We start from the raw sequence: 23,687 nt of genomic DNA, 5'->3' as shown, positions 1-23,687 counted from the left end.
ACAGCCGGTTTCCCTCACGGCCGGTTCAGCGCCTGCAGTTCACGGCAGAGTGACAGGACTTCGCCGCCACTGGCTTTGTGTTGGTGCTGATCCAGCATCTGTTCCAGGGCTTTGATGAGGCTGTGTTCCAGCGCGGCCAGCTGGTCCCGGCGGTGCTGGGCCCCGGCTTCGGCCCGCTGCGTGATGCTGCGGATCTGTTCCAGATAATCAGACACCCCGGACATGGCGGCGGCGACCTGTTCCAGACTGGTGCCGGCGCTCTGGGTTTCCTCCACCCGTGCCTCCACCATCTGTTGGCTGACTTCCATCATGTCCACGCTGGCGGCGGCAGAGCGTTGGATGTCGGCAATTTGCTTTTTGATGTCCTCTGCTGCGCTGGCCGTCTTGGTGGCCAGCGAACGCACCTCGTCGGCCACTACGGCAAAGCCACGCCCATGCTCACCGGCGCGGGCTGCCTCGATCGCCGCATTCAGCGCCAGCAGGTTGGTCTGGCTGGTGATGTTGGTGATCATGTCCACCACGGTGCCAATGGACTGACTGTTTTGCGCCAGCTCCTGGATATGACCGGTGGCAGCACTGATCTGATCGGTGAGCTGATGGATATTGGTGGTCATGGACTGCAGATTGCTGCGGCTGATGTCGATGGAGTCCAGTGCCTCACTGCCGGCGGCGATCGATGCCTGGCATTGCTCATCAATACGGTGAAATTCCGCATCCACTTCCCGGGAGTCGGCGTTCAGCGCACTCAACTGTCTGCCCAGCAGTTGGTTGAGGTCGCCACTGTCCAGGGTAGGGGTGGCGCCCTGTTCGAGCTTTGTCAGTAACCGATCCATGAGGGCGTCCCGCTGGCGTCGCTGATGGGCAGCGGTGTCCAGCAGTTGCTGCAGTTGATCCAGGTTTTCTACGGCCCCGTTGCGCAGGCCAATGGCACTGGAGAGCAATTCCTTTTGCTTGCGTTCAAAGCCGTGGATAATGGTGGCAAACAGGAAGTACACCCCAAAGGCCACCAGAATCAGGGTCAGCACGAACATCAATTCCAATGACCCGTTGTTCTGCTGCGTATCGCCCCGTTGCAGTCCCTGGTCGATGTCAGCACTGAGGGGCGACAAACGGGAGAAGGTGCCGTGCAATGCGGTCTGCCGCGACTCGACTTCGGTCAGTTGTTTCACCAGCGTGCGGAACAGGGCGCTCTGCTGTTTGATTTTCTCGGCGGCCGCAGAGAAATCCTCCGGTGGCAATTCGGACAGAGGCACCTCTTGCAGGAGTGTTGTTGCCAGCGTGCCCGCAGCGGTGGCCGATTCCGGGTTGTGGGTCACCTGAAACTGTAATTGCTGCGCCTGCATGTCCGTGAACAGGCTGAACAGGTAGACCGCGTTCTGTTCCTTCAGGTACTGCTCTAACGAGCGGGTTTCTTGCTGCAATTCCGACTGGGTACTGATCAGCTTCTCCTGCCAGGCCACCAGCTCGTTGAGGTTACGCTGATAGGCACCCAGTTGTCTGATCAGGGCCAGCACGGTGTTTTCCAAGACAGGGTCGGCGCTTTTGAAGGAGAGGCTGGCCACCTGGGCCAACGCCTGGCTGTGTTGCTGCAGGGCTTCGAGAACGCGACGGTTAGCGGCGGGGTCGGTGCCGGTACGCAGTTGCTGCAATTGAATCACCAGCCCCTGAATCTGGTTGGCACTGGTCAGCACCTGCAGCACCTGTTGCTGGGCGTTCAGATGCTCACGGGCGCTGTCCCGCTGGCTGAGGAACAGCAGGCTGAGCAGGGCCACCGCCGCCAGGATGACTGCAGTGATCAGTTTGATTCGGGCCGAATGGTATGCCTGCAACATGGGTACAATGCTTCCAAAGATGAGACTTTTTTAAGCATAGCACCCCTTAGCGGGTGGGCGACGAGAATGCCACCAGATGGTCTGCTTCCAGCCGGATACCGACCATGGTGCCGATTTCATGATCATTGTGACTGGGGAAGATAGCCTCCACGATGCTGCCGGTGGGCAGCTGCAGCTTGAACAGCATGGAGGCGCCGGTAAAGGTTTTCTGCAGCACCTTGGCCTGCAGCGGGCTGTCCGGATCGGGCAGGATATCGTCCGGTCGCAGGAGGATGTCCACCGGGCTTTCCGGCACCCATTGATAGGCCCGGTTGCCCCGAATCACACCCATCTCTGTGTCCACCAGTTCCGGAGACAGGGCTTTACCACGAATAAAGTGTCCCAGCCCGATAAAGTTCGCCACAAAGCGATTCAGGGGCTCGTGGTAGATGTTGTAGGGGGTATCCCACTGTTGCAGTTTGCCCTCGTTCATCACGCCGATGCGGTCGGCCACGGCAAACGCCTCTTCCTGGTCATGGGTCACCAGCAGGGCCGTGGTGCCCAGGGATTTCAGGATGTCCCGCACCTCCAGGCTCAGGCGTCGACGCAGGTCCACATCCAGGTTGGAGAAGGGCTCGTCCAGCAGGATAAGGCTGGGTTCCGGTGCCATGGCGCGGGCCAGAGCCACCCGCTGCTGCTGCCCGCCGGACAGCTCATGGGGGTAGCGCTTGGCGTAGGCTTCCAGGCCCACCAGTTCCAGCATCCGGGCGGCCACCGTGCGCCGCTTGGCGGTAGAGGCCCGGCGCAGGCCGAAGCACACGTTTTCCTGGATGGTGAGGTGGGGGAACAGGGCGTAATCCTGGAACACCATGCCCAGGTTGCGTTTCTCGGGGGGGACCAGCAATTTGGGCGCGGATACCTCCATGCCATCCAGTTGGATGCTGCCGCGTTGGATGGACTCAAAGCCGGCGATGGCGCGCAGGGTGGTGGTTTTGCCGCAGCCGCTGGGCCCCAGCAGGCAGGCGATATCCCCTTTATTGATGTGAAAGCCCAGGTCTTCGACAACGGTGCTGTTGTCGTAGGCACACCAGACGCCATCCAGTTGCAGCAGTGGTTCCATCCGATTCAGGGTTTCCAGGTGCCCAGCAGATATTCCATCAGCGCTTTCTGCGCATGGAGGCGATTTTCCGCTTCATCCCACACCACAGAGCGGGGATCGTCCAGCATGTCCACACTGATTTCCTCGCCGCGGTGGGCGGGCAGACAGTGCATGAACAGGGCGCTGGGGTCGGCTTTGTTCATCAATGCAGGGGAGACCTGGAATGAGGAGAAAGCTTTCTCCCGGGCGGCCTGCTCCTCTTCCTGGCCCATGCTGGCCCAGACATCCGTCACCACCAGGTGCACATCGGTCACGGCGGCTTCAGCACTGCTGGTCACGGTCACGCGGTCACTGTTGTTGGCCACCAGGGTGGCATCCGGCTCAAACCCAGGGGGGCAGGCGATACGCAACTGGAACCCGAATTGGCGGGCGGCGTTGATGTAGGAGTGGCACATATTATTGCCGTCACCGATCCAGGCCACGGTTTTGCCGCGAATGGAGCCGCGGTGTTCGATATAGGTCTGGATATCCGCCAGCAGCTGGCAGGGGTGATAGGAATCGGTGAGGGCGTTGATCACCGGCACCCGGGAATGGCGGGCGAAGGTTTCGATCTTCTCATGTTCGAAGGTGCGGATCATGATGATGTCCGCCATGCGGGACAGCACCCGAGCCGTGTCGGCTACCGGTTCGCCGCGGCCCAGTTGGGTGTCCCGCGGTGAGAGGAACATGGCGCCGCCGCCGCACTGGATCATGGCACTTTCAAACGACACGCGGGTGCGGGTGGAGGATTTCTCAAAAATCATCGCCAGCACTTTGTTCTTGAAGGGTTCGTACGGATCCCCGTCGCGCAGCATGCGCTTCAGCTCGATGGCTCGGTGCAGGAGCTTCTCAAGGTGGTCCGGTTCCACGTCCAGCAGTGTCAGAAAATGCCGTGTTGCCATGGCTTACATCTCATTCCAAATCGTTAACAGGGTTTATTGGGCTGCGAAGTCCCTGATCAGCTGGCTCACCGCCTGCACCATTTGCCCGGCCTCAGCGTCGCTCATCACCAGGGCTGGCAGTAGACGGACCACATTGTCGGAGGTCACGTTGATCAGCAGGCCGCGCTCTTTGGCCTGGGCCACCAGCTCAGCGCAGGGCTTTTTCAGCTGGATGCCGATCATCAGGCCTTTACCGCGAATGTCGGTGACCATGGCCACGCCGCTCAGCTGGGCTTTAAAATCGTTAAGGATGTTTTGACCCAATTGCAACGCCCGCTGTGGCAGGTTGTCGGCGACCAGGGTGTCCACCACGGTCAGCGCCGTGGCGCAGCACAGCGGATTGCCGCCGTAGGTGGAGCCGTGATTGCCGGGCTTGAGAGTGGCAGCGGCTTCACCCCGGGCCAGGCAGGCGCCGATGGGCAGGCCGTTACCCAGGCCCTTGGCAGTGGTGACCACATCCGGCATCAGTTCGTGCTGCTGGTAATGAAAGTAGGTGCCGGTACGGCCATTGCCGGTCTGGATCTCATCCAGCATCAGCAGCCAGCCATGATCATCACAGATTTGGCGCAGCCCTTTCAGGTAATCGTCAGACGGGATGTTGATGCCGCCTTCTCCCTGCACCGGTTCCACCAGGATGGCCACCACGCTGGGGTTATTTTCGGCAATGGTGCGAACCGCGTTCAGGTCGTCGTAGGGTGCCCGCACAAAGCCCTGCACCAGGGGCTCGAAGCCGGCTTGTACCTTGCGGCTGCCAGTGGCGCTGAGGGTGGCCAGGGTGCGACCATGGAAGGACTTGTCGGTGACCACAATGGCGGGCTTTTCGATGCCCTTGTTGTGGCCATAGAGCCGCGCGATTTTGATGGCACACTCATTGGCTTCTGCGCCGGAATTGCCGAAAAAACAGGCTTCCATGCCGCTGACTTCCGCCAGCCGGGCGCCCAGGGCTTCCTGTTGTTGGATGCGGTACAGGTTCGAGGTGTGTACCAGGCGCTGCGCCTGTTCCTGAATGGTCTGGGTCACGCGGGGGTGGCAGTGTCCCAAGCCACACACGGCGATGCCGCTGATGCAGTCCAGATACTTGTTGCCGTCGGTGTCGTAGAGCCAAACCCCTTCGCCTTTCTCGAAGGCCACCGCCATGGGTTTGTAGGTGGTCATCAAACCGCTTGTTGCCATATATCGTTCCTGAAAACCTGAGACTGTTGAGGGTACCGCAAACAAAAAAGGCAGCCATTGCTGCCGATGAAACCGTTTATCATAGTCTGATAACATGACAGTTGCAATCGTCGGGGGCTGGGGCAGCCCTTGAAAAATCAGTGGTTTCCCTCCAGCTGTCCGAAAGCTGTCGTTTTTCGCCGTTGAAGCGGGTGCTGGATTGGGAAACCATTGTTTGGTCTACGTTCGACAACCTGAAACCGAGTTCCACCTATGAATCCCATTGAGCTCAGTCTGTTTTCCAGCCGCATTGAATCCATCTGTGACGAAATGGGCGCAGCACTCAAGCGCACGGCGTTTTCCCCCAACATCAAGGATCGTCTGGACTTTTCCTGCGCCATTTTCGATGCCCAGGGGGCGTTGACGGCACAGGCGGCCCATATTCCGGTGCACCTGGGCAGTATGGCGTTCGCCATGGCGTCCATTGTTGCCGGCATTCAATGGCAGGAAGGGGACATGGTGGTGGTGAACGACCCGTTTATGGGCGGGACCCATTTGCCGGATGTCACCGTGATCGCACCCTTGTTCGCTGAAGGCCAGTTAACGGCGTTTGTGGCCAACCGGGCCCACCATGCCAATATCGGCGCCTCCGCGCCGGGGTCGATGCCGGTGTCCCGCACGCTGCAGGAGGAAGGCGTGGTGATTTCCCCCACCCATTTGCTGCAAAAAGGCAGCTGGAATACTTCCGTACTGGAGCGTCTGGCGGGGTTGCCGGCAGGGTCCCTGGCCACGGAGGACCTAACCCATTTGACCCCCCACGTGTTGGCGGCCATTGGCGATTTCACCGCCCAGGTCAGTGCCAACCGCACCGGGTTGAAACGCCTGCAGCAACTGATCGCGCGCTATGGTGTTGCCCAGTACCGCCAGATGGTGGCGGGCCTGAATGAATACGCGGCCACGCTGGCGGCAGAGAGCCTGAAGCAGATTCCCGATGGCGACTATTGCTTCCGCGATGTTCTGGACGATGACGGGGCCGGCACCCGCAACATTCCCATTCAGGCCCGGCTGCAGGTGGCCAACGGTCATGTGGTGGTGGATTTCAGCGGCACCTCAGCCCAGGTCAGCGGCAATGTGAACTGTCCGTTGTCGGTGGCGGCCGCGGCGGTATTTTATGTGTTTCGATGTTTGATGCCGGATCAATTGCCGGCCTGCGCCGGGGCGTTCCGCCACATTGAGTTGCGTGCCGAAGCGGGCTGCCTGCTCAATGCCCGGTTTCCGGCGGCGGTGGCAGCGGGCAACGTGGAAACCAGTACCAGGGTGGTGGATGTGGTCATTGGAGCCCTGTCTCAGGCCATTCCACAACGTCTGGCTGCCGCTAGCCACGGCAGTATGAATAATGTCGCCATGGGTGCCATCGAGCCGGACGGCCGGCGCTGGGACTATTACGAAACCATGGGTGGAGGCATGGGGGCGTCGCCACGGGCGGACGGCCTCAGTGCGCTCCAGACCCATATGACCAACACCCTCAACACCCCGGTGGAAAGCCTGGAGCTGCACTATCCCATTCATGTTAACCGCTATGAAATCCGTCGTGGTTCCGGCGGTGCCGGTGCCCATCGGGGCGGTGACGGGCTGGTGCGTGAGCTGCGGTTCAACACGGCCGCCACGGTTTCACTACTAACTGAGCGTCGTCACAGCCAACCCTGGGGTCAGCAGGGCGGTGCCCCTGGCAGTCCGGGGCAAAATTCCCTGAATGGCGAACCCCTGGCGGCGAAAACCACTTTTCAGGCCAAACCCGGCGATGTCCTGCGCATCGCGACACCGGGTGGTGGTGGCTGGGGTCAGGCACCGGAACAGCATAACAACACAAGCGTAATTATGTAGAGCGTCATTGTGTAGAGAGAGGAAACGGGAATGTCAGAAGCAACAACTCATTACCGGGTATGTCACCTGTGTGAAGCCATGTGTGGACTGGAAATCACCACGCAGGGGGACCAGGTGGTGACCATCAAGGGGGATGCCGACGATCCCTTCAGCCAGGGGTACGTCTGTCCCAAGTCCACGGCCATCGCCGATATTCACGAGGACCCGGATCGGATACGCCAGCCTATGCGGCGCGTGGGGGATACCTGGCAGCCCATCGCCTGGGAGGAGGCCTTCGACCTGGTGGCCACCAAGCTGGTGGAGGTCCAGGGCCAGCACGGCACCAACGCCGTCGGCATTTACCTGGGTAACCCCTCGGTGCATAACTGGGGCATGCTGACCCATGGTGCCAACTTCTTCAAACCCCTGAAAACCAGGAACCGGTTTTCCGCCACCTCGGTGGATCAGCTGCCCCACCAGCTGATGTGCTATTGGATGTACGGGCACCAGGTGCAGGTGCCTGTGCCGGATATTGATCATACCGATCTGTTGATCATCGTCGGTGGTAATCCCATGGCCTCCAATGGCAGCCTGTGGAGCGTGCCCGGCTTCCGCCTGCGGGCCAAGGCCTTGCAGAAACGTGGCGGCAAACTGGTGGTGATCGACCCCCGCCGCACCGAGACGGCGGCGATTGCCGATCAGCATGCGTTTATTCGCCCCGGCACCGACGCTTTCCTGTTGCTGGCCATGGCCCGGGAGATTTTCAGTAACGGCTGGGTCAAGACCGGCCACCTGACGCCCCACCTGGCGGACCTGGACCAGGCGGAACAGGCTGTCGCCACCTTTACTCCGGAATTGGCGGAGGAAAAAACCGGGGTCAAGGCGGACACCATCCGGCAACTGGCTTACGACCTGGCCCATACCCGGAACGCGGCGATTTATGGTCGTATGGGCATCTCTGTGCAGCAGTTCGGTGCCATCTGCCAGTGGGGAATTCAGCTGCTGAATATTATTACCGGCCACCTGGATGTGCCGGGCGGCTACACGTTCAGCCTGCCGGCGGTGGATATGGTGTGGGGCCCCATGGGGAAGGCGGGGCACTTCAATGCGTGGCAGACCCGGGTGCGGGGCCTGCCGGAGTTCGGCGGTGAGTTGCCCAGCAGCGCGTTGGCGGAAGAAATCCTCACCCCCGGTGAAGGCCAGATCAAGGCCCTGGTGACCGGTGCCGGCAATCCCGTGTTGTCGACCCCCAACGGGGAGCAGTTGGAAGCGGGACTGGCTTCCCTGGAGTTTATGGTGTCCATTGACTTCTACATTAACGAAACCACCCGTTTCGCCGATGTCATCCTGCCCCCCACCAGTCCCCTGGAGCACGACCACTACGATCTGGCGCTGTCGGTCTTTGCGGTGCGCAACTTCGCCAAATACAGTGCCGCGGTGTTCGACAAGCCTGCCGGAGCAATGCATGACTGGGAGATCCTGGCGGCCCTGGGGGAGCGAGTGAGCCGCTTGAAGGGCCTGGAGCCCCTGCCATCCTTTGCCCCGGAGATGGTGTTGCACATGGGCCTGCAGAGCGGACCCTATCGGGATCAGCTGAATCTGCAGGTGCTGAAGGATAACCCCCACGGCGTGGATATGGGGCCCCATGCCTCCCAGTTTCCGGAACGCCTGGTGCACAGCGACAAATTGATCCGCTGCGCCCCGGAGCCAGTGCTGGAGGATCTGGCCCGTCTGCTGGAGCAGACGGAAGAGGAGGACGAATGGCCTTTCCGTCTGATCGGACGGCGCCATGTGCGCAGTAACAACAGCTGGATGCACAACTATCAACGCCTGGTGAAAGGCAAGAGCCGCTGCCAGTTGATGATGCACCCCGATGATGTGGCGCGGTTGGGCTTGCAGGATGGGCAGCCGGTGCGGGTCAGCTCCCGGGTGGGTGAAGTGGTGGCGCAACTGGAAAGCACCGCGGACGTGATGCCCGGTGTAGTGAGCCTGCCCCACGGCTGGGGCCATGGACGCCAGGGTGTTCAGGCCCGGGTTGCCCAGGCCCATGCGGGGGTCAGTATGAATGACCTCACCGATGACCAGTTTTTGGACGAGTTATCCGGCAATGCGGCGCTGAATGGGGTGCCGGTGGCGGTGGTGGCGGCATGAAGGCCATTATCCAGTACCCAGTACAATGGAGGAAGCCTTAGTGGAAGTATGGTGTTAGTGACCCCGGTGTTTGATACAATAGCGGGACTTTTACATTAGCAGGTGCATTATGGATACGCTCGACGTCATTAAAGATCAAATCGGCAGTAACTCAGTGTTGTTGTACATGAAGGGTACGCCGCAGTTTCCCCAGTGTGGCTTTTCCGCCCGCGCAGTGGAAGCCCTGATGTCGGTGGGCAAACCCTTCGCTTATGTCAACATCCTGGAACACCCGGACATCCGTGCGGAGCTGCCCAAGTACGCCAACTGGCCCACCTTCCCGCAACTGTGGGTGAAGGGTGAGCTGATCGGCGGCAGCGACATCATTCTGGAAATGGCCCAGCAGGGTGAACTGCAGGGGCTGGTGGAGGAAGCGGCGGCGGACGCCGGCCAGTAAGCTGATCTCCAAAGCTGAGAAAGGCGCCTTTATAGGCGCCTTTTCTATTTCTGCCGCAATCACATCCTGGCATCAGGACACGGCTTTTTGGATCGGGCTGTTGTCTTTGATCTCGGTGTCAGCGGTGTAATGTCCCTCAAAGAACGCCATGGCTTCATCCGGCTCAGTGGGGCGGGCAAAATAGAAGCCTTGTATGTAGTTGCATTCGCGGGCCTGCAGCAGGTCCAGTTGCTCCCGGGTTTCCACACCTTCGGCCACCACATGCAGGTCCAGGCTTTTGGCCAGCCCGATAATGGATTCCAGCACTTTCAGCGACTCCGGGTGGGAGTCGATGTCCCGAATGAACGCCCGGTCAATTTTAAGGGTGTCGATGGGAAACTTCAGCAGATAGGCCAGGGATGAATAGCCGGTGCCGAAATCGTCCAGGGCAATGCGAACCCCCAGGGATTTGATGTCATTGAGCAGTTGCACCGCATGCTTCTCGTTCTGCATCAGGCCGGATTCGGTGATCTCGATTTCCAGTTGCTCAGGGCGGATATCAAAGCTGGCCAGGGCCTGCTTGATGGTGTCCAGCGGATTGCCGTAATTCAATTGCACCGGTGACAGGTTCGTGGACACGGTGACATTCTTGTAACCCTTTTTATTCCAGTACTCAATCTGGCGGCAGGTCTGCTCAATGGCCCAGTCCCCCAGGGTCTGTATGTAACCGGAATCCTCGGCCAGGGGAATGAACAGGCCGGGGCTGATCATGCCTTTTTCGCTGTGGTTCCAGCGCATCAGGGTTTCAAATTCAAAACGGGTTTCGCCAAAGAGCGGTACCTTGGGCTGGTAATAGAGAATGAATTCGTTATTGGCCAGGGCAGAGCGCATGGACGCTTCCAGCTCGATGCGTTCCAGCACTGGCTTGTTCATCTTGGAATCATAAAAGCGGGAGTGATTCTTGCCACTGGCCTTGGCGGCGTACATGGCGGTGTCGGCGTTCTTCAGCAGGTCTTCCGGGGTACGACCGTCTTTGGGGTACATGGAAATGCCGATACTGGCGCTGATGAACACGTCATTGTCCTGCAGGGCGAAGGGCTTGGACAGCTTGTGCAGTATGCGGGTGGCCACCTTGGCGGCTTCATCCGGCGAATTGATCTTCGACAATACCAGAGTGAACTCGTCGCCACCCAGACGGGCGATGACCTCATCTGCATCCTGCAGCGCCAGATGGTTGCCAGGAGCAATCACATCGTGACTGCGGATGCATTCTTTTAAGCGGGTGCTCACCTGCATCAACAATTCATCGCCGAATTCGTGGCCCAGTCCATCATTGATGTGTTTGAAGTTGTCCAGGTCGAAGAACAGGATGGCCAGCTGGTGGCCGGAGACCTGGGACTTTTCAATCAGGTGCTGGATGGTGTCGATGAAGCTGACTTTGTTGGGCAGGCCGGTGAGGGGATCGAAATAGGCCAGCTCCTCAATGTGTTCCGAGGTGTCCTGCAGGTGCTGCCGCATGGTCTCCATGGATTGTGACAGTACCCCCAATTCATCCTGCCGCTGGATAACCTTCACCGGCTTGAAGTTGCCGTTGATGATGTTGAGCGTAAGGGCCTGAAACCGTTGCAGGGGGTTGGTCACCAGTGTGGCAATGCTGCGATGCAGGATCAGCAGGCTGATGAGGCCGCTGGCGATGGCCACATAGGACAGTACTTTGTTCAGGGTTTCATTGGAGGCTTCCATGTCTACGGTGGGTGTGAGCGTCACCATCTGCAGGCTGGGCGTGATGTCGCTGCGGTTCACCAGATAATGATTGCTGTTCCACTGCAGCTGGTTGTCGCCGGTCTCACCCTGACGGGGCAACAACGTCTTGAGGGCAGATTCTTCGCTCAGCACCTTGCCGTGATCCAGTAACACCAGCAGGATGTTGGAGGATCGGCGCGTTCTCTGAATGAAGGTCTCCATTTGCTGCAGGCGCATCAGGGTACGGATACTGAGGCCGGGAGCAACCGCGGCATCCGCGGGTTGTTGGTGGTTTTCGAGCATGTACAGGTGGTGATCGGCGTGGAACAGTCGCAGCGGGTCCGACGCTGGCAGCGTGGCCGGTAGCTCGGTGGCTGCAGCCGCCTGAACCCGGGCGAGGGAGGTACCCGCGTCGGACAGAACCTCCACATATTGCAGCCTGGGGTGATGCTGCTGGAAATGCTCCAAGCGGGACTGCAGCAGTTCCGGTTGTTCCTGCTGCTGATCAAAGGCTGCTCTCAAATCCGGATAGCTCAGGATTTCAGCCACCAGGCTGGCGCTGTCCTGCCGGGCCTGGTCCAGGTTCCACAGCATCTGCTGTTTCAGAATATTGTTCTGCTGGGCCACGCTTTCCCCCATCATTTCCGCAAAGTGCTGGCGGGTGATGTAGGAGTTCAGCAGCAGAGGGACCACCACCAAAGGGAAGAGGATCACAAGGAATTTGGTTTGAAGCTTCATAAACCGGCAACTGCAACAATACGGGCATTAATAACAGTATAGTGAGCCGAATTAGGAGGGTTGCTGTGTAAACTCTTCAGGGCTTTAGAAATTTCCATGCTTTCCACCTAATTCCTTATTCCCAAAGAATTTTTTGGCTTTTGGTCATATTTTGATAATGTGATGTTCGTCACAGTTTGGAGGTGAGACCTATGCAAGCCAATCAGTTTCTTCACGATGTCCGCGTGTTCGATGCAAAAGGACACCATGTTATTGGCCACGTTATGGCAGTGGATGATTATGGTCTTTTGATGCTGTCGGATGTGGCGGTGGAGTCCGAAAAGGAGATCTCCTTTATGCTGGAGGATGTCACCCGCATGGAGTCCGGGCGCCTGGCCTCCTTCTCGGCCACCTGCGATTCCTGCGAATTGGTGCAGAATGTGTTGGATATGTATCAGGTGAGGCTGAACTTCACCCATCTGTCCACCGCCGCCAGTGAAGTGGCCAGGGCCCTGCACTGAACTGTCTGGGAACGCACCTTCATTCGATTGGCAGCCGATTGGGGGTTGACGAATTCCTGCCGCTGATGGAGTCTAGGAGCAACAATAACTCCATGGTTTAGTAAGGAATTTTATGGATTGGCCGGTTCAGATCGTGGATTGTCTGGCGGGAAAACTACCCGTGGGACAGTCAGTTACCTTGAAAGGGTGGGTGCGTACGCGCCGGGATTCCAAGGCGGGCTTTTCGTTCGTCAATCTGCATGACGGCTCCTGCTTTGACGGCATTCAGATTGTGGCGGACAAAAGCCTGCCCAATTACGAGTCGGATATCCTGAAGCTGGGGGCCGGCTGCAGTCTGGTGGTCCAGGGTGAGATCGTGGCCTCCCAGGGTAAGGAACAGGCGGTGGAGATCCAGGCCGCTGAGGTTTCCGTGCTGGGCTGGGTGGATGACCCGGAAAGCTATCCGGTGGCCAAGAAGCGGCACACCTTCGAATACCTGCGCACCGTGGCCCATCTGCGGCCCCGCACCAATACTTTCGGCGCCATTGCCCGGATCCGCAATACCGCCTCCCAGGCCATCCACCGTTATTTCAACGAGCGTAACTTTTACTGGGTGAACACACCGGTGATCACCGCCAGTGATTGCGAAGGAGCGGGGGAGATGTTCCGGGTCAGCACGCTGGATCTGCTCAATGTGCCCACAACCGACCAGGGTAAGGTGGATTTCAGCCAGGATTTCTTTGCCAACGAAGCCTTTCTGACGGTGTCCGGCCAGCTCAATGGCGAGGCCTACTGCACCGCGCTGTCACGGGTGTATACCTTTGGCCCCACGTTCCGCGCCGAGAATTCCCATACCAGCCGGCATCTGGCGGAGTTCTGGATGGTGGAGCCGGAAGTGGCCTTTGCCGATCTGAATGCCAATGCGGATATGGCTGAGGAGTTCCTCCAATACGTATTCAAAGCGGTGCTGGAGGAGCGGGCAGATGACATGGGCTTTTTTGCCAAGCACATTAACGGCGAGGTGATCAGCCGCCTGGAGAATGTCATTGCCTCTGAATTTGTGCGCATGGACTACTCGGAAGCGATCCGGATACTGGAGCAGTGTGGCAAAACCTTCGAGTTTCCAGTGCAATGGGGTCTGGATCTGCAGTCCGAGCATGAGCGCTATCTGGCGGAGGAGCACGTTGGCCGTCCGGTGATCCTGATGAACTATCCCCGGGAGATCAAAGCCTTTTACATGCGGGAAAACGATGACGGCCGCACCTGTGCCGCCATGGATGTGCTGGCGCCCGGCATCGGCGAGATCATCGGCGGCAGCCAGCGGGAAGAGCGGCTGGAGATTCTGGATCGCAAGATGGCTGCCCTGGGCCTGGCGGAGAACCTCTGGTGGTATCGGGACCTGCGCCGCTACGGCACCATTCCCCATGCGGGCTTTGGCCTGGGCTTTGAGCGGCTGTTGAATTACATCACCGGCATGGAGAATATTCGGGACGCCATCCCGTTTCCGCGGGTACCGGGAAGCGCTTTGTTCTGAGTTTTGACTAACCGTCTTAGCGTGCAACTGATCAAACACAAAAAGTAAACGGATATTACCGGTCTGCTGTGTCACCATGCGCAGCAGTTGATTTCATGCCTGTTGCCAGTTGGGGTCGAAGTACGTTTTGAGTTTTATTGAATCCAAAGATCTGCGAAACCTTTCCCGTTATGTGCGCGGCTACCTGGGCGGGCTGCGCTCCCTGCATATGGACATTGAGGGGGAGGAATTCAAGTATCTGGAAGGGGGCGAAGGGGAGACCCTGATTTTCCTGCACGGTATTTTGGGTTCGAAAACCCAGTGGCGGAGCCTGATGCAGGCCTATACCAGCCACTATCGTGTGGTGGCGGTGGATATTCCCGGCTTGTGCCTGCATCAGACCTTTGCCCAGAAAAAACATACCCTACGTCAACTGAGCATCTGGCTGGACCGGGTGGTGGACCGTTTGCGGTGTGAACGGGTGCATCTGGTGTGTCATTCCATGGGCTGTGCGTTGGGAACCTACTTTGCCGCCACGCGGCCGGAGCGGGTCGACTCCATTGCCCTGATGTCCTTTCCCAATCTCTTCAGTAACCGTGGTGAGTTGCTGATGTCGAAGGTGGAAGAGGTGAGCGATATGCTCAATGGCACGGACGTGGAGCCGCTGGCGGACTATTATCGGCGCGCCTTCGCCAAACCCCCGAGCATTCCCAAGATTGTGTTGCGCTATAACCTGCGGGAAGTGTGTAAATACCGGGAAAGCATGCTGCAGGCCATGCGGGAGTTTTCGGAATCGAGCCCGTTATTGCTGGCGCAGATTCGCCATTTGAAAGCCCCATGCCTGATCATTCAGGGCGATCAGGACGGCATGTCGCCCGTCTTCGATGATGAGTTCTGGCGGGTGAATGTTCCGCATCATGAGTCTATGAAACTCACTGAGTGCGGGCACATGGTGTTGTTGGAAAAACCCGACGAAATCATTTTCGAGCACCGCCGTTTTCTGGAGCGGGTCAGCAAAGCGCAGCAATCCACGCCTGCCGAAGATACCGGCCGCTACGGTATTATTCTGGATTAAAGCCGAACCGTTTGTTCACGCTCAGAAGCAAACACTCAAGCCAATAACGACAATATCTGCTGTGACAGCGCGTTGGCCTGGGCCTGTAAGGCCAGGCCGGCCTGGCGCTTGATCTGTTCCCGCGACAGGGCGGTGATCTGCGACGCAAAATCCGTATCGGCAATGCGCGAACGGGCGGCAGTTTGAGCCTCACTGACGGAGGACAGGTTGCGGATACTGGATTCGAACCGGTTCTGGATAGCCCCTAAAGAAGCACGATAACTGTCGATGCGGTTCAGGGCGGAGTCGATGGATTCCACCGAGGACTGTGCACCCGCCACCGTACTGACATCAATGGATGCCACGCTGCCGGTGGCCTGGACGTTATCCTCCTGCAGCGCATCCAAGCCGGCGGATGCCACATCGGTGCCGCCGAAGGTCAGGCTGTCCTCGGCGCTGACCGTCACCTCGCCGCTCACACGCAGGTCCTGAAACCGCTCACTGAAGCGGTTCTCGCCACCGCCAAACACGCGGTTGCTGACGGCGGCCGAGGATGTGGTGACCACGATGTCGCGACCGTCACCCGCCCGTAATTGCAATTCACCCTGAGCGTTGATCGAGGCCGTCACACCGGTGACGTCGCTCCTGGCGTTGATCGCGTTCGTCAGGCTGCCATTTCCATCATTTTCAGAAAACTGTGCCGGGCCGATGTCGACTCCATTGATGTTGAGATCGCCGTTGCTGAGCGCACCGGCGGCCACATTGGTGGCCGTGCTGGTGTTGACGCTGCCACTGAAATCGGCGGACGCCACATCGTTGGTGTTGAACTCGGTGCGGGCGCTGGCGTAGACGTTTTCCAGCCCCTCGGTGCCGGACTGCCGCAGTGTGTTGATGCGTTCAGCGATGGATTTCGCCAGACCGGAGCCGTAGTTTTGCGCATCGGGATCGGTGAGCTCTGCGCTTGCGGCAACGGAAGCGATGGCGCCGCCATTGGCGTCGTCGGCAATATTCACCGCTGTACCGGAGCTGACTTGAATGCTCAGGTCGGTAATGGCGGGGGTGTCTGCGTCACCTTCCTGAATGCCCTGATTACCCAGATCTGTGCTGCCCAAGGTTGCGCGGCTGCCGCTGGACTGTAACGCCCCGGGCAGCCCACCGAGCGCGCTGCTGCGGGCATCAAAGCCGCTGACTTGAACGGTTTCACCGGCATTGGCGCCGATCTGGAATGACTGCTCCGCCAGGGAGCCGTCCAATACCCGTTTGCCGTTGAAAGTGGTGGTGTCGGCAATGCGATCCACTTCCTGTTTGAGCTGATCGATTTCCTGTTGTATGGCATTACGGTCGGACGCATTCAGGGTGCCGTTGGCGGCCTGCAGTGAGAGCTCGCGGATGCGTTGCAGGGCTGTGGTGGTTTCTTCCAGGGCGCTTTCGGTGGTCTGCGCCAGGGAGATCCCGTCGCTGGCATTGCGGCTGGCCACCGTGAGTCCGTTGATCTGGGAGGTGAAACGATTGGCAATGGCCAAACCGGCCGCGTCATCCCGGGCGCTGTTGATGCGCTGACCGGAGGCGACTTTCTCCAGAATTCGGTTGAGGTTGGTTTGAGTCTGGCTCAGTTGGCGCAGACCCACCAAAGACGACAGGTTGGTGTTGATGTTCTGCGGCATAGCATGGTCCTCCTCAGCTATACACTATACCCCTGCCGCAAATGGTTGAATATTAATCAGGTTAGGCTGGTTATATCGATTTCTTACCAACGTACAGAATCAAAGGCCAATAAATTTTCTTCTCCCGCTCCAGGTTGCCCCAGGCGCTTTCCAACTGATGGAAGTGCAGTTCGATGGGGTTTTGCCCCAGTGCCTTCTCATATTGTTTGACCGCAGACCAGGTGTTGAGATAGCCGATCAGGTGAGAAAACTGCCACTGTTCCTCCATGAAGAAGGGCGGCGTCTCCAAGCGGGGGTAGGGGAACCTGATGCGGGTGTAACCGTTGTCCAGCAGGGCGCGTTCCGGGGGCCAGTAGGGGCCAATAACGTCGCTGTGGAAGTGCTCAATCAGGGGGTCCAGTTCCGTGTCCGTATACAAGAGCTGGTAGCCCCAGGCCGCCATTGGGTTTCAGCACCCTGTCCACCTCGGCAAAAAAAGCATCGTGCTGAAACCAGTGGATGGCCTGGGCCACGGTGACCAGATCCACACTAGCGTCCGCGGCGTGGATCTGTTCCGCCGGGGACACATGGTAGTGCACGTTGGCATGGGGTAACGCCTGCTCGATCTGCGCGGCGCTGGCGTCACTGGCTTGCACCTGCTGAAAGTAGGGAGCCAGTTCCCGGGAAGCCTGGCCGTTGCCGCAGCCCACATCGAACGCCAGCTGCGATCCGGGGGCAATGTCCGCCAGGCATTGATACAGCGCTTGCGGATATTGGGGGCGAAAGCGTTTGTAGTCGTCCGACGCGGTGGAAAAATAATCTTTGAATTCGGCCATCGTTTTTGCCTTTTGCAATGTGATCGGGTGTCACCAGCATCTTACGCATTGGTTTTGGCAATGAGAAGGGTGATTAAGAATAAGGTTGATTAAGAAAAGGGTGATTAAGAAAAGGGTGATTAAGAATCAGTGCAGCAGGTGGTGTGAGACAGGATAAAAAAGGCCAACGCTGAGGTTGGCCCGTTACCACAACAAAGCGGCATCATAAACCGGTAATAAAAGTCTCAGGCTTTGGCGAACAACCGCTTTAACAGCCCGGGTTTTTTCTGGCTGTCCAGTTCCGCCTGTTGTCGGCTGGCCTGCTTGGCGGTCTCTGCGGGATCACCGAACACCGGTTTACCGAGGAAGGCGCAATCCATGACGGTTTTGCCCATCAGGGTGCCCACCACTTTGCCCTGCAGGTTTTGATCCTTATCCACCTGCCCGTGGTAGGTGAGGGTCATGGGCACCGGTTTGGTCAGCTTGCATTTCCACACCAGGGCATCGCCGTTTTCGATTTTACCGTCCAGCACCGTTTGATTGCCGTGTTCTTCGTTCAGTACATGGCCGCGCACGTGGCTGCCGCTGGAGTTCAACACCAGCTGGCTGAACTGGTCACCGACGGGGGATTTGATGGTGATGTCCCAGACGTTGTCCACGCGGTCGATGGGTACTGCTTCAATGGGTCCCAGCTCCTGCTGCGTGGCGGTCATGTCGTAGAACATCTGGCACTCTTCATCGGAAAAGCCCAGGTTTTTCAGATCATCGAAGGTGGTTTTGAAAATCTGCAGCTGGCTGGTGTCGTCCGTCATCACGGTTTTCATCTGGGTTGCAACGGATTCCATGGTCATGTCCACCGGCAAGGCGTCGCTGGAGGCCATCACAATGCGGGAGAACTTGCCGCCGCCGATGGAAAAAATCTCGCGGGTGATGTCGCATTTCTCGTGGCACAGATAGGACACCACCGGTGCCAGTTTTTCCGGCTGGAAATCTTTTTCCAGATGGTTGCGAAAGCCGCCTTCCGGCAACAGGGCAGACAGGCGGGTAAATGCTGCCGGCATGATCACATTGACGTTGATGTTGTGCTCCAGCCCCAACAAACCGGCATTGCGGGACAGACCGATCAAGGCCGCTTTCATGGAGGGGTAGGTGGCCTGGGGACTGAAGCCCAGCACAGAATCCGACGCCGTATTGATGATGCGGCCGTAACCCTGTTTCATCATGTGGGGCCAGGCGGCCTGCATGGTATTCAGCGCACCCAACACATGTACCCCCAGGTGCAGGTCGTATTCTTCCTTGCTGACCTTGGGGAATACTTCGGTACTGGCGATGCCGGCGTTGTTGACGATGATGTCGATGCGACCCCAATTCTGCAGCGCGGTTTCCACCATGCGCTCTGCATTTTTCGCGACTGATACATCATGGCCGTCAGCAATGGCTTTCCCTTTACCCAATGCGTTGATCTTTTCCGCCGCGGCGCTGGCTACTTTTGAGCTGGGTTTGCCGTCATATCCGAAGGTGCCACCACCCAGGTCGTTGACGATCACGTTGGCGCCGTGTTCCGCCAGATATTGGGCATAGGCAAAACCCAATCCGCCGCCCGCACCCGTTACGATGGCAACCCTGCCTGTGAAATCGAATGACATGCTGTGCTCTCCCGGTGTTTTTTTATTGTGTGATGTTGTTGTTCGTTATAGCGCTCTAGTATACGATGTATACCAAAAAAGAACAGCCCTGATTTGTAATCCTGTTCCTCACAATAAAAAACAATCACTTAAACCGGAGTTTCCCATGCCCGACTTCCACCATCCCCAATTGATCAGCGTCAACGGTGTGCAGTTGGCCGTCTATGAGCAGCGCCCGCAAGGGGAGGCCAAGCCCTGGCCGGTGTTGCTGTGTCACGGGATGCCGGAGTTGGCTTATTCCTGGCGTCATCAGTTTGCCCCATTGGCGGCGGCGGGCTTCCATGTGATTGCCCTGGACATGCGGGGGGTGGGGTATTCCCAGGTGTTGCCCAACCAGGAGGATTACACCCTGCAGCAACGTTTGGGGGATTTATGCGGTTTGCTGGATCATTTTGGTTATGAGCAGGGCATATTCATCGGTCATGACTTCGGCGGCACCATTGTGTGGGGCATGGGGTTGTATCATCAGGAGCGGGTGAAAGCGTTGTGTGCCTGCAACTCACCGTTTGCAGACATGCCCATGAATCCCCTGGATCTCTATAACCAGCTCTATGGCCCCAACAACTACTTTGCCTACTTTCAAACCCAGGCCTGCGAAGATAAATTCAACGAGGACCCGGCGCGCACCTTCCGCTTCTATGCCCGTCGGGATACGGGGCAGGGCACCAACCTGTCCCGCAGTCGTCAGCATGATGCCGAGAGCATCGGGCACGTACACTGGATTCATGACGCGGAATCCAGTTGGCCCGGTGAATTAATACTGACAGATCAGGAGCTGGATTATTACGCCAGTGCCTATGCCCGCACCGGATTTGGCGGTGCCTTGAATTGGTACCGTTGCCTGCCGTTGGATTATGAACACCAGAAACAGGTCTACCCCAACGGCTTACCGTCCATCGAAGTGCCGGTGTTGGCAGTGGGGTCGGAGCTGGATTTTATCGCCGCTCATCATTTCTATGATCTGCTGGACGGCTATTGCAGCAACTGGAAAAAAGTGGTGATCGTAGACGCCGGACACTGGACGCAGCAGGAACAACCGCAGGCGCTGAACCGGGTGTTGGTGGATTGGTTGCAGGAAGTCAGCGGCTAGTCACTCTTTAGAGGAGAGGGTGCGCCACTCAATATGCAGCGGTTGCAAGCGCTCCAGGTATTCATCCAGGGTGACCAGTCCGATGCAGGGATGGGCGCCCCGGGTGTCGAGGCTATCACGGCACAGTTTCAATGCGACCACGATGGCGGGGATGGTGGGAATGTTCAGGCCATCCCCCTCACGGGCCACCAGATCAAAGCGCAGGGCCTGTGACTTGCCGTGCTGGTTGACGCCCTCCATCACCATAAAAAAGCCACTGTCGGCGCTGCCAAAGCGGTCGAACAGATTGGACATCGCCAGCATGGGGCGGGCTGCATGTTGCAGATTGGGAAACAGTTTATGCTGCACCAACCACGCCAACCCAGCCAAGGTGCGATGCAGCAACGCCAGCTCCAGACCGGCCTGGAAGCGAATGGTTTTGAGGCTGGGAAAATACTCAGGGAAGAGTTGCAGATCGGGTACGTCGCAATTGCCCAGCAGGCGCCTGCCCAACTGCCAGAACGGCCATGAACGGGTATCCCGCCAGCCGATCAGCTGGGTGGTTTTCCCTTCAATCAAGGTTCGGATCGGATGGCCCGCGTAACTCAGCACCGCCTGGGTGGTGGCCAAACCACGGCTGGTGCGGTGGGCGGTGCTGATGCCGTAGTCGATGCTGTGCAGGGCCTGAAACTGAGCTTGGTAGTGCAGCAGAATGGCACTGCTCAACCCCGGCACCGAACTGGCGCCGCTGCACACCAGAACCTTGGCGGCCACCGCTGCGTCCTGCAGTTGACTGATGCCACACACAAAGTCACGGCCGTCCGCCAGGTCAATGTAATGGCATCCCTGCCGGATGCAGGCTGCCGCCACTTGATAACCCTGCCCCTGGAACGGGCCGGAGGTGTGAATCACTACCTGGGGGTGGTGTGTGGCCAGAACGGGATCCAAAGGCTCGCGGATGTCCATCTGCAGAGCAAGTGGCGGATTCACCGCCTGCAGCTGCTGGCAGCAACGTTGGGCTTTCTCCGCACTGCGGCCGGCGACAATGACCTGGATGTCCGGTTCTTTCGCCAGGGATTGGCTGATGTAGGAACCAAAGTTTCCGTAGCCGCCGATGACCAGCACTGTCTTCATAGGCTGGAACTTTCTTCCTGCTGGTCGGCCGTATCCAGAGCCTGAGTGACCGTGAAGGTGCCTGAATACGAATACTGGGTGCCAAAGAGGGGATGGGTCATGGTCACGTTCATGGCGAACCGGTTGTCGTCGATGGCCCATTCCTCTGCGTCTCCACGCCCCAGTAGCCAGGTGACCGGCAACGGGATCAGGTGGCCGAACCAATACAGACCGTAACCGTCGTGGATCAGTTTGACTTTGTCGTCTTCCCACCGGTAACGCATTTTCCAGCAGAAACCGAAGCGCATGATTTCAATGACCTGCTCGCCGCCCAGTGCCAGCATGCGGGAGCGAAACCGATAGAAGCGCTGGTGGACAAACCAGAAATGCCGCACGAAGCCAAAGCTGCGATCCCGCAGCGAGCTGTTGAAATGCACGGTGCAGCGCACACCGTATTCGGTGGTCAGGGGAATGGCGCCCAGTAACCGGTACAAGGGTCTGGCCATGTTGAGCGGCCGCAAACAGACTACGTCCATCACCCCGTCCACAATGACCTGGTCGATACTGTAGGGGCGAATGGCGTAGTGTTTTTTCATCACCGGCGGCAGGGCATCCCATTGGGCACCGAACACCGGTTTGAAAATGGGTTCCCGGGCCCGCTGCAAGTTATCGATGGGCCCTTTGTGGCGCAGGCGCAGCAAGCCATTGCGGATCGCCCGCATCCAGGGGTAGGCCAGTCTACTGAGTGGTCGCCAGCGGAACAGGCGGATGAAGTGATTGAATCCTGCCCGAGATCGCCACGGCAGCCCTGCTTGAGGCTCGCCGTGTTGCGCCATGAACAGAAGGGCGTCCTGGCCATGGTAGAAATGCTGGTTGTGGACAATCACCATGCCCTCATCCAGATCCAACTGGCGTGCACGCACTTCCTGCAACAGTGGGTGATCCGGATATTCCCGTGCATTCAGCAGAGTGACCCGACCGTATTGCTCTTTGAGGCGAAGCGCGTGGGAGGCCATGGAACAAATCGGGCAGTCGCCGTCGTAGATAAACCAGACGCTGCCGTCCACTCCTGAATATTGATCCGTTGCAGTCATTGCATTGCGCTCATTGAGGTTTTGACACCATCAGATAAAAAATCAGCGCCAGTGCCAGGAACGCTGGCCAACCCAGAATAATCCAGACTCGGAACAGGCGTTCGTGATTTGCAGGGAGCTGAACCTGGTGCTGCACGCAGTATTGCAGATTCTTTTTCAGTTGTGCTTGGATCCACAATACCGGCAGCCAGCACAGACCGGCCAGGGTAAACAAGCACAATGACAGGAGCAGCCAGGTCTGGGTGAGATCCCAACCCGCCTCCTGAACCAGCCACAGTCCGGTCCCCAGCTGCAGCAGACCGGCGGGCAGAGTAAAGAGTTTGTCCGCCAGAACCGTGGTGCTGGTGGCGTAGAGCTTTTGCTGGAGATCCGGCGTGAAGTGGGAGCGGAACATGAAGAAAGCGATGCCGATACCAGTGCCGAACAGAATGGTGGCGCTGATGATGTGCAGAGTTTTAATTAGCAGATACCCGCTCAATGCCAGCCCCATTGGCCGTCATTCTCCATCATCAGCCTGGCTCAGGGGCCAGCCCCCGAGGGCTTTCCACTTGTTGATCACCCAGCAGAAAAACTCAGCCGTTTTCACCGCATCATAAATGGCAGAGTGGGCCTCTGCATTGCTGAAAGAGATGTGGGCCGCCCGGCAGGCTTTGGCCAGCACCGTCTGGCCTACCGCCACGCCGCCGATGGTGGCGGTATCAAAGCAGGAGAAGGGGTGGAACGGATTGCGCTTGATGCCGTTGCGGTCCACCGCGGCGTTGACAAAATCCCGGTCGAAGAAGGCGTTGTGACCCACCAGGATGGCGCGGGTGCAGCCTTCCTCTTTCATGGCGGAACGCACGGCGCGGAAGATGTCCTTGATGGCTTCCACTTCCCCCACTGCGCCACGAAAAGGGTGATAGGGATCGATGCCGGTGAAATCCAAAGCCGCCTGTTCGATATTGGCACCCTCAAAAGGCATCACGTGGTGGTGGATCTGCTGGCCCGGCTCCAGGTTACCGTTTTCATCCATGTCCAGAATCACCGCCGCGATTTCCAGCAGGGCATCGGTCTTGTGGTTGAAACCGCCGGTTTCCACGTCGATGACGACGGGAAGGTAGCCGCGAAAACGTTTGGCGAGGCTGGGGGTATGGTCAGTCATGAGAATAATTCTTGTGCATGTGCCGAAATGCTATCGCACCGGCTTGGCCCGCACAAATGTTTTGCCCCTTCCGGGCGAGAAATCTCTCAAGAATTCACATTTCTGACCGATAACCACTGCTATAACTGT

At 58.4% G+C, this 23,687-nt stretch carries 20 protein-coding genes; 7 read left to right on the top strand and 13 right to left on the bottom strand.

The annotated features are described in order from the left end of the window. Window positions 1–14: 14 nt before the first annotated feature. Genes D9N14_RS02240 through D9N14_RS02225 form a run of 4 tightly spaced genes read right to left on the bottom strand, consistent with a single transcriptional unit; the run spans window position 15 to window position 5,063 of the window. The gene (locus tag D9N14_RS02240) at window positions 15–1,832 is read right to left on the bottom strand and encodes a methyl-accepting chemotaxis protein (RefSeq protein WP_290576407.1); all 1,818 of its coding nucleotides are present in this window, start codon (window positions 1,830–1,832) and stop codon (window positions 15–17) included. 46 nt (window positions 1,833–1,878) lie between these two features. Beyond that, window positions 1,879–2,931, bottom strand: coding sequence for an ABC transporter ATP-binding protein (locus D9N14_RS02235; RefSeq protein WP_290576405.1), 1,053 nt, complete (start codon window positions 2,929–2,931; stop codon window positions 1,879–1,881). A gap of 5 nt (window positions 2,932–2,936) precedes the next feature. Continuing rightward, on the bottom strand, window positions 2,937–3,851 hold the full coding sequence (gene argF, locus D9N14_RS02230) for an ornithine carbamoyltransferase (protein WP_290576403.1): 915 nt from the start codon (window positions 3,849–3,851) through the stop codon (window positions 2,937–2,939). A 33-nt stretch (window positions 3,852–3,884) separates the two neighbouring features. After that, on the bottom strand, window positions 3,885–5,063 hold the full coding sequence (locus D9N14_RS02225; protein ID WP_290576401.1) for an aspartate aminotransferase family protein: 1,179 nt from the start codon (window positions 5,061–5,063) through the stop codon (window positions 3,885–3,887). Window positions 5,064–5,315: 252 nt separating this feature from the next. Between D9N14_RS02225 and D9N14_RS02220 the strand changes: the two genes are divergently transcribed. From D9N14_RS02220 to grxD, 3 genes are all read left to right on the top strand, one after another. Next, window positions 5,316–6,926 carry a hydantoinase B/oxoprolinase family protein gene (locus D9N14_RS02220; protein ID WP_290576399.1) on the top strand — a complete coding sequence of 537 codons (1,611 nt, stop codon included), beginning with the start codon at window positions 5,316–5,318 and terminating at the stop codon, window positions 6,924–6,926. Window positions 6,927–6,956: 30 nt separating this feature from the next. Continuing rightward, complete coding sequence (locus D9N14_RS02215; RefSeq protein ID WP_290576397.1) at window positions 6,957–9,056, top strand: molybdopterin oxidoreductase family protein; 2,100 nt, start codon at window positions 6,957–6,959, stop codon at window positions 9,054–9,056. 109 nt (window positions 9,057–9,165) lie between these two features. Beyond that, window positions 9,166–9,492 carry a Grx4 family monothiol glutaredoxin gene (gene grxD, locus D9N14_RS02210; RefSeq protein WP_290576395.1) on the top strand — a complete coding sequence of 109 codons (327 nt, stop codon included), beginning with the start codon at window positions 9,166–9,168 and terminating at the stop codon, window positions 9,490–9,492. Between the two features lie 72 nt (window positions 9,493–9,564). Here the strand turns inward: grxD and D9N14_RS02205 are convergent, their stop codons facing one another. Beyond that, window positions 9,565–11,952 (bottom strand): putative bifunctional diguanylate cyclase/phosphodiesterase, encoded by a 2,388-nt coding sequence (locus D9N14_RS02205; protein ID WP_290576393.1) that lies wholly within the window; start codon window positions 11,950–11,952, stop codon window positions 9,565–9,567. 191 nt (window positions 11,953–12,143) lie between these two features. Here D9N14_RS02205 and D9N14_RS02200 point away from each other — a divergent pair, with 191 nt between their 5' ends. From D9N14_RS02200 to D9N14_RS02190, 3 genes are all read left to right on the top strand, one after another. After that, entirely contained in the window at window positions 12,144–12,452 is a 309-nt protein-coding gene (locus D9N14_RS02200; protein WP_290576391.1) for a hypothetical protein, read from the top strand. Between the two features lie 112 nt (window positions 12,453–12,564). After that, entirely contained in the window at window positions 12,565–13,965 is a 1,401-nt protein-coding gene (gene asnS / locus D9N14_RS02195) for an asparagine--tRNA ligase (protein ID WP_290576389.1), read from the top strand. Between the two features lie 127 nt (window positions 13,966–14,092). Further along, complete coding sequence (locus D9N14_RS02190; protein WP_290576387.1) at window positions 14,093–15,019, top strand: alpha/beta fold hydrolase; 927 nt, start codon at window positions 14,093–14,095, stop codon at window positions 15,017–15,019. 35 nt (window positions 15,020–15,054) lie between these two features. Here the strand turns inward: D9N14_RS02190 and D9N14_RS02185 are convergent, their stop codons facing one another. The 4 genes from D9N14_RS02185 to D9N14_RS02170 form a co-directional block, all read right to left on the bottom strand. After that, window positions 15,055–16,662, bottom strand: a complete 1,608-nt coding sequence (locus D9N14_RS02185) for a flagellin (protein WP_290576385.1) — start codon at window positions 16,660–16,662, stop codon at window positions 15,055–15,057. 70 nt (window positions 16,663–16,732) lie between these two features. After that, complete coding sequence (locus D9N14_RS02180) at window positions 16,733–17,080, bottom strand: hypothetical protein (RefSeq protein ID WP_290576383.1); 348 nt, start codon at window positions 17,078–17,080, stop codon at window positions 16,733–16,735. After that, window positions 17,046–17,477 carry a class I SAM-dependent methyltransferase gene (locus D9N14_RS02175; protein ID WP_290576381.1) on the bottom strand — a complete coding sequence of 144 codons (432 nt, stop codon included), beginning with the start codon at window positions 17,475–17,477 and terminating at the stop codon, window positions 17,046–17,048. The genes D9N14_RS02180 and D9N14_RS02175 overlap by 35 nt, the downstream gene beginning before the upstream one ends. A gap of 224 nt (window positions 17,478–17,701) precedes the next feature. Then, window positions 17,702–19,102 (bottom strand): SDR family NAD(P)-dependent oxidoreductase, encoded by a 1,401-nt coding sequence (locus D9N14_RS02170; protein ID WP_290576379.1) that lies wholly within the window; start codon window positions 19,100–19,102, stop codon window positions 17,702–17,704. Window positions 19,103–19,247: 145 nt separating this feature from the next. On the opposite strand from D9N14_RS02170, the gene D9N14_RS02165 reads away from it, so the two are divergent. Then, window positions 19,248–20,231: an alpha/beta hydrolase gene (locus tag D9N14_RS02165; protein WP_290576377.1), complete on the top strand. Its 984-nt coding sequence runs from the start codon at window positions 19,248–19,250 to the stop codon at window positions 20,229–20,231. On the opposite strand, the gene D9N14_RS02160 is transcribed toward D9N14_RS02165, so the two are convergent. From D9N14_RS02160 to rnt, 4 genes are read right to left on the bottom strand one after another with little or no spacing between them, the layout of a single operon-like run. Then, on the bottom strand, window positions 20,232–21,344 hold the full coding sequence (locus tag D9N14_RS02160) for a saccharopine dehydrogenase family protein (RefSeq protein WP_290576375.1): 1,113 nt from the start codon (window positions 21,342–21,344) through the stop codon (window positions 20,232–20,234). Beyond that, the gene (locus D9N14_RS02155) at window positions 21,341–22,417 is read right to left on the bottom strand and encodes a DUF4166 domain-containing protein (protein WP_290576373.1); all 1,077 of its coding nucleotides are present in this window, start codon (window positions 22,415–22,417) and stop codon (window positions 21,341–21,343) included. Before D9N14_RS02155 ends, D9N14_RS02160 begins: the two co-directional genes overlap by 4 nt. Window positions 22,418–22,427: 10 nt before the next feature. Further along, a complete protein-coding gene (locus tag D9N14_RS02150; RefSeq protein ID WP_290576371.1) occupies window positions 22,428–22,907 on the bottom strand; it encodes a DUF2269 family protein in 480 nt (159 codons plus the stop codon). A gap of 6 nt (window positions 22,908–22,913) precedes the next feature. Continuing rightward, window positions 22,914–23,558 carry a ribonuclease T gene (gene rnt / locus D9N14_RS02145; RefSeq protein WP_290576369.1) on the bottom strand — a complete coding sequence of 215 codons (645 nt, stop codon included), beginning with the start codon at window positions 23,556–23,558 and terminating at the stop codon, window positions 22,914–22,916. Window positions 23,559–23,687: the final 129 nt, after the last annotated feature.

Origin of the sequence: Ketobacter sp. (assembly GCF_003671495.1) — a bacterium.
Lineage (GTDB): Bacteria > Pseudomonadota > Gammaproteobacteria > Pseudomonadales > Ketobacteraceae > Ketobacter.
This window is presented reverse-complemented; position numbering and strand designations above follow the sequence as displayed.

What these genes read in the sequence shown, in the direction of transcription:
- D9N14_RS02240 (WP_290576407.1), bottom strand. Translation starts at nt 1,832, where the DNA reads ATGTTGCAGGCATACCATTCGGCCCGAATCAAACTGATCACTGCAGTC.
- D9N14_RS02235 (WP_290576405.1), bottom strand. Translation starts at nt 2,931, where the DNA reads ATGGAACCACTGCTGCAACTGGATGGCGTCTGGTGTGCCTACGACAAC.
- argF (WP_290576403.1), bottom strand. Translation starts at nt 3,851, where the DNA reads ATGGCAACACGGCATTTTCTGACACTGCTGGACGTGGAACCGGACCAC.
- D9N14_RS02225 (WP_290576401.1), bottom strand. Translation starts at nt 5,063, where the DNA reads ATGGCAACAAGCGGTTTGATGACCACCTACAAACCCATGGCGGTGGCC.
- D9N14_RS02220 (WP_290576399.1), top strand. Translation starts at nt 5,316, where the DNA reads ATGAATCCCATTGAGCTCAGTCTGTTTTCCAGCCGCATTGAATCCATC.
- D9N14_RS02215 (WP_290576397.1), top strand. Translation starts at nt 6,957, where the DNA reads ATGTCAGAAGCAACAACTCATTACCGGGTATGTCACCTGTGTGAAGCC.
- grxD (WP_290576395.1), top strand. Translation starts at nt 9,166, where the DNA reads ATGGATACGCTCGACGTCATTAAAGATCAAATCGGCAGTAACTCAGTG.
- D9N14_RS02205 (WP_290576393.1), bottom strand. Translation starts at nt 11,952, where the DNA reads ATGAAGCTTCAAACCAAATTCCTTGTGATCCTCTTCCCTTTGGTGGTG.
- D9N14_RS02200 (WP_290576391.1), top strand. Translation starts at nt 12,144, where the DNA reads ATGCAAGCCAATCAGTTTCTTCACGATGTCCGCGTGTTCGATGCAAAA.
- asnS (WP_290576389.1), top strand. Translation starts at nt 12,565, where the DNA reads ATGGATTGGCCGGTTCAGATCGTGGATTGTCTGGCGGGAAAACTACCC.
- D9N14_RS02185 (WP_290576385.1), bottom strand. Translation starts at nt 16,662, where the DNA reads ATGCCGCAGAACATCAACACCAACCTGTCGTCTTTGGTGGGTCTGCGC.
- D9N14_RS02175 (WP_290576381.1), bottom strand. Translation starts at nt 17,477, where the DNA reads ATGGCCGAATTCAAAGATTATTTTTCCACCGCGTCGGACGACTACAAA.
- D9N14_RS02170 (WP_290576379.1), bottom strand. Translation starts at nt 19,102, where the DNA reads ATGTCATTCGATTTCACAGGCAGGGTTGCCATCGTAACGGGTGCGGGC.
- D9N14_RS02165 (WP_290576377.1), top strand. Translation starts at nt 19,248, where the DNA reads ATGCCCGACTTCCACCATCCCCAATTGATCAGCGTCAACGGTGTGCAG.
- D9N14_RS02160 (WP_290576375.1), bottom strand. Translation starts at nt 21,344, where the DNA reads ATGAAGACAGTGCTGGTCATCGGCGGCTACGGAAACTTTGGTTCCTAC.
- D9N14_RS02155 (WP_290576373.1), bottom strand. Translation starts at nt 22,417, where the DNA reads ATGACTGCAACGGATCAATATTCAGGAGTGGACGGCAGCGTCTGGTTT.
- D9N14_RS02150 (WP_290576371.1), bottom strand. Translation starts at nt 22,907, where the DNA reads ATGGGGCTGGCATTGAGCGGGTATCTGCTAATTAAAACTCTGCACATC.
- rnt (WP_290576369.1), bottom strand. Translation starts at nt 23,558, where the DNA reads ATGACTGACCATACCCCCAGCCTCGCCAAACGTTTTCGCGGCTACCTT.